Source organism: Aromatoleum diolicum, from assembly GCF_012910955.1.
GTDB lineage: Bacteria > Pseudomonadota > Gammaproteobacteria > Burkholderiales > Rhodocyclaceae > Aromatoleum > Aromatoleum diolicum.
On the sequence record NZ_WTVQ01000077.1, the window covers coordinates 1 to 8463 of the forward strand.

Here is an 8463-nt window from a genome sequence, read left to right on the forward strand (position 1 = left end):
CACCCGGATCTCTCCCCACCCCGCCATGACGCTCCGCGCCCCCTCCGCTTTCCAGATCGCCACCATCAAGGCGCTACTGTTCGCCATCTGCCTCGCCCCCCTCGCCGTCTACGTCCAGCGCGGGCTCGACGACGCCCTGGGTGCCAATCCGATCGAAACGATCACGCGCGCAAGCGGCGAATGGACGCTGCGTTTCCTGCTCATCACGCTGGCGGTGACACCGCTGCGCAAGCTCACCGGCCTCAACTGGCTGCTGCGCCTGCGTCGCATGCTCGGACTGTTCGCATTCTTCTACGCGAGCCTGCACTTCACGACGTATTTCTGGCTCGACCAGTTCTTCGACCTGCAATCGATCGCGCGCGACATCATCAAGCGTCCCTTCATCACGATCGGCTTTTCCGCCTTCGTGCTGTTGATCCCACTGGCCGTCACATCGAACAACTTCGCCATCCGGCGACTCGGCGGGCGCCGCTGGCAAGCGCTGCACCGCTCGATATATGCGATCAGCATCCTCGCCGTGGTGCATTTCTGGTGGCTGGTCAAGGCGGACATTCTGGAACCGCTGATCTACGCGCTGATCCTCGCCGCATTGCTCGCCGCGCGCGGCTGGTGGCGCGAAATCGAACGCCGACGGCAACTGGCTACGCCGCCGGAGATGCCGGGATTCGGCGGCAAAGTCATCCGTATCGTCGCAAAGTAGAACTGGCGAAACGCAAAACGCGACAGAAGTCAGCTTTGGCATGCTGCGGCCCCTGCTACGCCGCATTTCGTGGTGAGGCGTCCGCCACGCGCCAACAAATCGCGAAATGCGGCGCGGCGGGGGAGGACCGAAGCCGCAATGACGGACACACGTCCCGCCCCCAGGTGCATTCGCCCCCGGGGTTTCCGTGCAAAACCCGTGCGTCAGCCCTGCTTCGGCCGGATCGCCTGCTTGGGCCGGAAGGCCCTGATCACCGACTCGTCGGTCTCGACGTAAGGCCCGCCGATCAGGTCGATGCAGTACGGAATCGCCGCGAAGATGCCGACATGGCTCACCGAACCATCGGCCGCGCGCAGCCCTTCGAGCGTCTCGCGGATCGACTTCGGCTGCCCTGGCAGATTCACGATCAGGCTCTTGCCGCGGATCACCGCCACCTGTCGCGACAGGATCGCGGTCGGCACGAAATTCAGGCTGATGCGGCGCATCTCCTCGCCGAAACCGGGCATCTCCTTCTCGCCCACCGCCAGCGTCGCCTCGGGCGTCACATCGCGCGGCGCCGGCCCGGTGCCACCGGTCGTCAAAATCAACGAGCACCCTACCGCATCAGCCAGATCAACCAAGGTGCGCTCGATCATCGGCCGCTCGTCCGGAATCAACCGCGTCTCGGCACGCCACGGTGAGCTCAGCGCGCGCCCCAGCCAGTCGCGCAGCGCCGGAATGCCCTGGTCTTCGTAGGTGCCATCGGACGCCCGGTCGCTGATCGACACCAGGCCGATGGTGATTTCGTCGCTCATGCAAACTCCCTGTCGATCATTCGTCAGCGGCGGCGTCATCTGCGCCATCCTTCTCATCGCTCGCACCCACGGTGGTGCCGGCCTCGAGATCGCGCAACACCCGGAAAATCTCGCGGAACGCGCGCAGCGGCTTGTTCTGTTCACGCTCTTTCAGCGCATTGCGGCGCAAGGTGCGCAATTGCTGGAAATCCGCCTCCGGCCAGGTCTGCACGATGGTCTGCAGGGTCGACTCATCCTCCAGCAAGTCGACGCGCAGGCGCTCCAGACGGTGCTGACGCACGACCTCGGCCTTCGACACGCCATTGAACACGTCGAGCTGCGCCTGGATCGGCTCGGGATCGACGGTGCGCATCAGCTTGCCGACATACTGCATCTGACGACGACGCGCCTCGTGCTTGGTCATGCGCTTGGCGTCGCGCACCGCATCGGCGAGCGACTCGGGCAGCGGCACCTTCTTCAACTGGTCCAGCGACAGCGCCACCAGTTGTTCGCCCAAGTCCTGCAGCGCATGACTCTCGCGCTTGCGCTGGCTCTTGCTGGGCGGCTCCGGAACGCCCGAGTCGTCGTCAGGAAGCTGTTCGTCGTAGTCGGCGTGGATCATGAAAAGTACAGTCGGTGGGAACGGGGTAAGATTATAGCCTTTGCTCACTGGTCTCCCGCCCATGTCCGATCAAGGCTTCTCCTTTACTTCCGCCCGCCTGCAGGAAATCGCCAGCGACGTCCTGAAATTTGCCAAGAAACGCGGCGCGTCGGCGTGTGAAACCGACGTTTCCGAAGGCTTCGGCCAGTCGGCGACAGTGCGCAAGGGTGAAGTTGATACCATCGAATACAACCGCGACAAGGGCATCGGCGTCACCGTCTACGTCGGCCAGCAACGCGGCCATGCCAGCACCTCGGATTTTTCCAAGGCGGCCCTGAAAGCCACCGTCGATGCCGCGGTCTCGATCGCGCGCTTCACCGCCCCCGACCCCTGCGCGGGCCTCGCCGATGCTGGGCTGATGGCGCACGACTGCCCCGACCTCGACCTGCACCACCCGTGGCGACCGAGCGTCGAGGACGCGATCTCAACTGCGCGCCACTGCGAGGAAGCCGCATTTGCCGTCAGCCCGAAAGTCACCAACTCCGAAGGCGCCAGCGTTTCCACCCAGGAATCGCACTTTGTCTCGGCCAACAGCGCCGGCTTCATGGGCGGCTACGCCAGCTCGCGTCACAGCGTTTCATGCTCGGTGATCGCCGGCGAAGGCGACAGCATGCAACGGGAATACTGGTACGACACCCGCCGTGACGCGAGGGAACTGACGTCCGCCGAATCCGTCGGCCAGCGCGCAGCCGAACGCGCGCTCGCGCGCCTTGGCGCCCGCAAGATCAAGACCTGCGAAGCCCCGGTGTTGTTCGAGGCCCCGCTCGCGGTAGCACTCATCGGCAACTTCGTGCACGCCGTCAGCGGGGGTTCGCTATACCGCAAGTCCTCCTTCCTGCTCGACAGCCTCGGCCAGCCGGTGTTCTCGCCGATCGTGAATATCTCCGAGCGACCGCACCTGCCGAAAGCCTTCGGCTCCAGTCCTTTCGACAGCGACGGCGTCGCGACGCACGACCGCGAGGTCGTCATCGACGGCGTGCTGCAGGGCTACTTCCTGTCGACGTACTCGGCACGCAAGCTCGGGCTTCAGACCACCGGCAACGCGGGCGGATCGCACAACCTGATCGTCGGCGCGGGCGACATGGACTTCCCCTCCCTGGTCAAGCACATGGACCGCGGCCTCGTCGTCACCGAACTACTCGGCCACGGCGTCAATTACGTCACCGGCGACTACTCGCGTGGCGCCGCCGGCTTCTGGGTCGAAAAGGGCAAGATCAAGCACGCGGTCGAAGAGATCACCATCGCCGGCAACCTGCGCGACATCTTCCGCAGCATCGTCGCGATCGGTAACGACGCACTTCCGCGCGGCTCGAAGCACTGCGGCTCCATCCTCATCGAGCGCATGAAGATCGCCGGCCGCTGACACGTTCCAGCTCGTCACGGGAAGGCCTCATGGCAAGTCGGACGGCATAGGCTATGATTCCGCGCGGGTTTCGCCTGCCTTGTCAGCGCCAGTCCTCTGGGCTGTCGATATGCCACTGACCGAATTTCGCTAAACATAAGAAGGAGAGATCGTGGAACGTCGCAAATTTCTCAAGAGCGCAGGCCTTGCTGGCGTGCTCGCCAGCGGCACCGCCCCCGCCATCGTCAATGCGCAGGAAAACATCCGCTGGCGTCTCGCCTCCAGCTTTCCCAAATCGCTGGACACACTGATCGGCGCAGCCGAAACCTTTGCCAGGAACGTATCCGAGTCCACCGGCGGCAAGTTCACGGTGACCGTGCATGCCGCAGGCGAACTCATGCCCGCCTTCGGCGTAGTCGATGCCCTGCAGCAGGGCACCATCGAATGCGCCAACACCGCGCCCTACTATTTCTTCGGCAAGGACGAAGCCTTCGCCTTCGACTGCGCGATTCCGTTCGGCATGAACTCGCGCCAGCTCACCGCGTGGATGTACGAAGGCAACGGCCAGAAATTGCTGCGCGAATTCTATTCCCAGTACAACATCGTCAGCTTCCCGATGGGCAACACAGGCGCACAGATGGGCGGCTGGTTCCGGAAGGAAATCAAGTCCGTCGCCGACCTCAACGGCATGAAGTTCCGCATCGGCGGCTTCGGCGGTCGTGTGCTGGCCAAGCTCGGCGTCGTGTCGCAGAACATTCCGCCGGGCGAAATCTACTCGGCGCTGGAAAAGGGCACGATCGACGCCACCGAGTTCGTCGGCCCCTATGATGACCTCAAGCTCGGCCTGCACCGCGTGGCCCCGTATTACTACTACCCTGCATTCTGGGAAGGCAGCGCGCAGACCACCCTCTACGTCAATGCCAAGGCCTTCAACGCGCTGTCGAACGAATACAAGGCCGTCGTGCGCCAGGCGGCCTCGGACTCGCACGTCATGACCCAGGCGCGCTACGACGCCCGCAACCCCGCCGCACTCAAGCAACTGATTTCCGAGGGAGCCAAACTCAGGCGCCTGCCCAAGGATGTCATGGACGCTGCCTTCAAGGTTTCGCGCGAAGTCTATGCCGAGCTGAACGACAAGAATCCGCACTGGAAGAAGATCTACGCCGACTACTCGCGCTTCCTCCAGGAGCAGAACCAATGGACGCCGATCGCCGAAGGCAGCTTCGACCAGTACATGGCGACGCAAAAGCTGTAAGCCGAAATCCCGCCGCAAGACCGGCGCCCCGGCGGCGCCGGGTTACCGCGCGTCCCTGTCCTTGGGCCATTTCGACATCCCGCCAACATTCTCGACCCCGACTCCGTCCAGGGGCACACTAAGGTCCTGACGGACCGTAGCGAGAAGTCTGTTAGGGTTTTCCGCGAATTTCGCGACTGTACGAACCCCTGTAATCTCTGCGCCATTCGTACAACCAAAGCAAGAGGAGATGCCGTGGAACGTCGTTCATTTCTCAAGAATGCGGGTATCGCAGGAGTACTCGCTGCCGGAGCCGCTCCGGCCATCGTCAAGGCACAGGCGAACATCCGCTGGCGCCTCGCATCGAGCTTCCCGAAGTCACTGGACACCCTCGTCGGTGGGGCCGAGGCTTTCGCCAAGAATGTCACCGAGGCGACCGGCGGCAAATTCACCGTCAGTGTGCATGCAGCGGGCGAACTCGTTCCGGCCTTCGGCGTCGTCGACGCCCTGCAGCAGGACACCATTGAGTGCGCCCACACCGCGCCCTACTATTTCTTCGGCAAGGATGAAGCCTTCGCCCTCGACTGCGCGATTCCCTTCGGCATGAACGCCCGCCAGATGACCGCCTGGATGTACGAGGGCAATGGTCTCAAGCTGCTGCGCGAGTTCTACGCCCAGTTCAACATCGTCAATTTCCCGATGGGCAATTCGGGCGCCCAGATGGGTGGCTGGTACCGCAAGGAAATCAAGTCGGTGGCCGATCTGAACGGCATGAAGATCCGCATCGGGGGTTTCGCGGGTCGCGTGATCACCAAGCTCGGTGCCGTGCCGCAGAATATCCCGGCCGGCGAGATCTACCAGGCGCTCGAAAAGGGCACTGTCGACGCCGCCGAATGGATCGGCCCTTATGACGACCTGAAACTCGGACTGCACAAGGTCGCCAAGAATTACTACTACCCGGCCTGGTGGGAAGGCAGCACCCAGTTCTCGCTGCTGGTCAATAACAAGGCCTACAACGCGCTGTCGAACGAGTACAAGGCCATCGTCCGGCAGGCGGCCTCCGACGCCCACGTCAAAATCCTGGGGCGCTACGACGGCCACAACCCGACCGCGCTCAAGCAACTCATCGCCGAAGGCGCCAAGCTACAGCGCTTTCCTAAGGACGTGATGGACGCGGCGTTCAAGGCCTCGCGCGAGGTCTATGCCGAAATCAATGGCAAGAACGCGAACTGGAAGAAGATTTACGCCGACTACTCGCGCTTCCAGGCCGACGCGTACCAGTGGCAGGGCATCGCCGAAGGCAGCTTCGACCAGTATATGGCCTCACAGAAGCTCTAACTGCACCCTGGACGGCCCGCCTCGGCGGGCCGTTTCAGCTTCCGCCGCCCGGTACGGCGCTGTAGCATCCGATCCCCGGCGAGCCCGGCCCCCCGTAATGGCCGGTGCTTGTGTACCCTCCCCACGTTCCAGGTAAACACCGATGGGAATTCTGCTCAAGTTGTCACAATCGATTGACGTGCTAGGCCGACTGATCGGCAAGTCGATCATCTGGCTCATCCTCGCCACTGCGCTGATCAGTGCCGGCAACGCCGTCGCGCGCAAGGCGTTCAACATCGGGTCGAACGCCTTCCTCGAAATCCAGTGGTATCTGTTCGCCGCCGTATTCATGATCGGCGCCGGCTACGCCTTCCTGCAAAACGCCCACGTGCGCATTGACGTCGTCGCCAACAAGCTGAGCAAGCGGACACGCAACCTTATCGACGTCTTCGGCATCATCGTTTTCCTGCTGCCACTGTGCTACTTCATGATCAGCTTCTCGTGGCCGGTCGTCTATGGCGCTTACGTTTCCGGCGAGATGTCCTCCAATGCCGGCGGCCTGATCCGCTGGCCGGTATACGCACTGGTACCGGCGGGCTTTGCATTGCTCGGCCTACAGGCGGTCTCCGAACTGATCAAGCGCGTCGCCTTCCTGACGGGCCAGGGCCCCGACTGCCTCGCGCACTCCGGGACTGACGACACCGAAGACCACATTCACGCCGCCGTCGGCGACACCCCTGAACACAACGCTGCCGGCGAGTCCCAAAAATGATTGAATTCGTCACCGCCAACATCGCCCCGATCATGTTCGGGGTCATCATCTTCTTCCTGCTGTCCGGCTTTCCAGTCGCATTTTCGCTTTCCGCCTGCGGCCTGTTCTTCGGTTTCATCGGCCTCGAACTGGGGCTGATTCCCGCAGCCCTCTTCCAGGCGCTGCCGCTGCGGGTGTTCGGCATCATGCAGAACGACACTCTGCTGGCGATCCCGTTCTTTACGCTGATGGGGTTGATTCTTGAACGAAGCGGCATGGCCGAGGATCTGCTCGAGACGGTCGGACAGGTGTTTGGTCCGATCCGCGGCGGCCTTGCGCTGGCAGTCATCTTCGTCGGTGCGCTGCTTGCCGCGACGACCGGCGTCGTGGCCGCGTCCGTGATCTCGATGGGCCTGATCTCGCTGCCGATCATGATGCGCTATGGCTATAGCCGTCCGATCGCCGCGGGGGTCATCACCGCCTCGGGCACCCTCGCCCAGGCGATCCCGCCGTCCCTAGTACTGATCGTCATGGCGGACCAGCTCGGCCGCAGCGTCGGCGACATGTACAAGGGCGCGATGATTCCGGCTCTCGCACTGGTCGGTCTCTACGCGCTCTTCATCATCGGCCTGGCCATCTTCAAGCCGAAGATGGTACCGGCCCTGCCGCCCGAAGCGCTGGCCTATCGTGAACCCGACGGCAGCTCCGGCCTGCGCTCACTCGGCGTACTGGTCGTCATCGTCACCGCGGTCTCGGTTGCCCTCGGGCAGAACTACCAGTCGGTCATGACCTGGCTCGAAGGCAAGGAGGTGCTGGCACCGGCGCTCGATGAAGTCATCGTCGTCGCCCTGACGTTTGGCACCATCTTCGCGCTGGTTCTCGCCGTCATCAACCGCGTACTCAGGCTCGGCCTGTTGTCGCGCATTGCCGAACGCGTCACCTTCGTCCTGATCCCGCCGCTCATCCTGATCTTCCTCGTGCTCGGCACGATTTTCCTGGGTGTCGCGACGCCGACCGAAGGCGGCGCGATGGGCGCAGTGGGCGCTCTGGTGATGGCGACAGCGCGTGGCCGTCTGGACTTCAAGACACTGGTCCAGGCCCTCGAATCGACGTCGCGGCTGTCGATTTTCGTGATGTTCATCCTCGTCGGCTCGACGATTTTCAGCTTCGTGTTCACCGCGGTGGACGGCCAGGTCTGGGTCGAACACCTGTTCGACCGGCTCCCCGGCGGCCAGCTCGGCTTCCTGCTCTTCGTCAACGCGGTGATCTTTTTCCTCGGCTGCTTCATCGACTTCTTCGAGATCGCGTTCATCCTGCTGCCGCTACTCGGCCCGGTCGCCGACAAGATGGGGATCGACCTGATCTGGTTCGGCGTGATCATCGCGATGAACCTGCAGACCTCCTTCCTGACGCCGCCGTTCGGTTTCGCGCTGTTCTACCTGCGCAGCGTCGCACCGAGTTCCGCCTACCTTGACCGCATCACGAACAAGCGCATCGAGGGCTTCAAGACCATTGACATTTACCGCGGCTCGATCGCCTTCGTGATCATCCAGTTGTTCATGGTCGGACTCATCATCGCTTTCCCCCAGCTGGTCACCGGCGGTCTCGACGAGAAGGCCAAGGTCGATCTCGACACCATCCAGATCCAGCAACCGGCAGGTGGCGCAGGTGGATGGGGCGAAGGG

8 protein-coding genes are annotated in these 8463 nt (G+C 63.1%); 6 read left to right on the forward strand and 2 right to left on the reverse strand.

Features of this window, described 5'->3' with window-relative positions:
- Window positions 1-25 precede the first annotated feature (25 nt).
- The gene (msrQ, locus tag GPA25_RS23080; protein WP_169262750.1) at window positions 26-700 is read left to right on the forward strand and encodes a protein-methionine-sulfoxide reductase heme-binding subunit MsrQ; all 675 of its coding nucleotides are present in this window, start codon (window positions 26-28) and stop codon (window positions 698-700) included.
- A 203-nt stretch (window positions 701-903) separates the two neighbouring features.
- Here msrQ and mog read toward each other — a convergent pair whose 3' ends face one another.
- Both mog and yjgA read right to left on the reverse strand, forming a co-directional pair.
- Window positions 904-1494, reverse strand: coding sequence for a molybdopterin adenylyltransferase (gene mog, locus GPA25_RS23085; protein WP_169262751.1), 591 nt, complete (start codon window positions 1492-1494; stop codon window positions 904-906).
- Window positions 1495-1510: 16 nt separating this feature from the next.
- Window positions 1511-2095: a ribosome biogenesis factor YjgA gene (gene yjgA / locus GPA25_RS23090; protein ID WP_169262752.1), complete on the reverse strand. Its 585-nt coding sequence runs from the start codon at window positions 2093-2095 to the stop codon at window positions 1511-1513.
- 61 nt (window positions 2096-2156) lie between these two features.
- Here yjgA and pmbA point away from each other — a divergent pair, with 61 nt between their 5' ends.
- From pmbA to GPA25_RS23115, 5 genes are all read left to right on the forward strand, one after another.
- Window positions 2157-3497, forward strand: coding sequence for a metalloprotease PmbA (gene pmbA / locus GPA25_RS23095; protein WP_169262753.1), 1341 nt, complete (start codon window positions 2157-2159; stop codon window positions 3495-3497).
- Window positions 3498-3648: 151 nt separating this feature from the next.
- The gene (locus GPA25_RS23100) at window positions 3649-4731 is read left to right on the forward strand and encodes a TRAP transporter substrate-binding protein DctP (RefSeq protein ID WP_169262754.1); all 1083 of its coding nucleotides are present in this window, start codon (window positions 3649-3651) and stop codon (window positions 4729-4731) included.
- A gap of 234 nt (window positions 4732-4965) precedes the next feature.
- Complete coding sequence (locus GPA25_RS23105; protein WP_169262755.1) at window positions 4966-6048, forward strand: TRAP transporter substrate-binding protein DctP; 1083 nt, start codon at window positions 4966-4968, stop codon at window positions 6046-6048.
- A 142-nt stretch (window positions 6049-6190) separates the two neighbouring features.
- Window positions 6191-6799 carry a TRAP transporter small permease subunit gene (locus GPA25_RS23110; protein WP_169262756.1) on the forward strand — a complete coding sequence of 203 codons (609 nt, stop codon included), beginning with the start codon at window positions 6191-6193 and terminating at the stop codon, window positions 6797-6799.
- Window positions 6796-8463: TRAP transporter large permease (locus tag GPA25_RS23115; RefSeq protein ID WP_169262757.1), on the forward strand; the 1668-nt coding region annotated here is incomplete at its 3' end. The genes GPA25_RS23110 and GPA25_RS23115, both read left to right, overlap by 4 nt.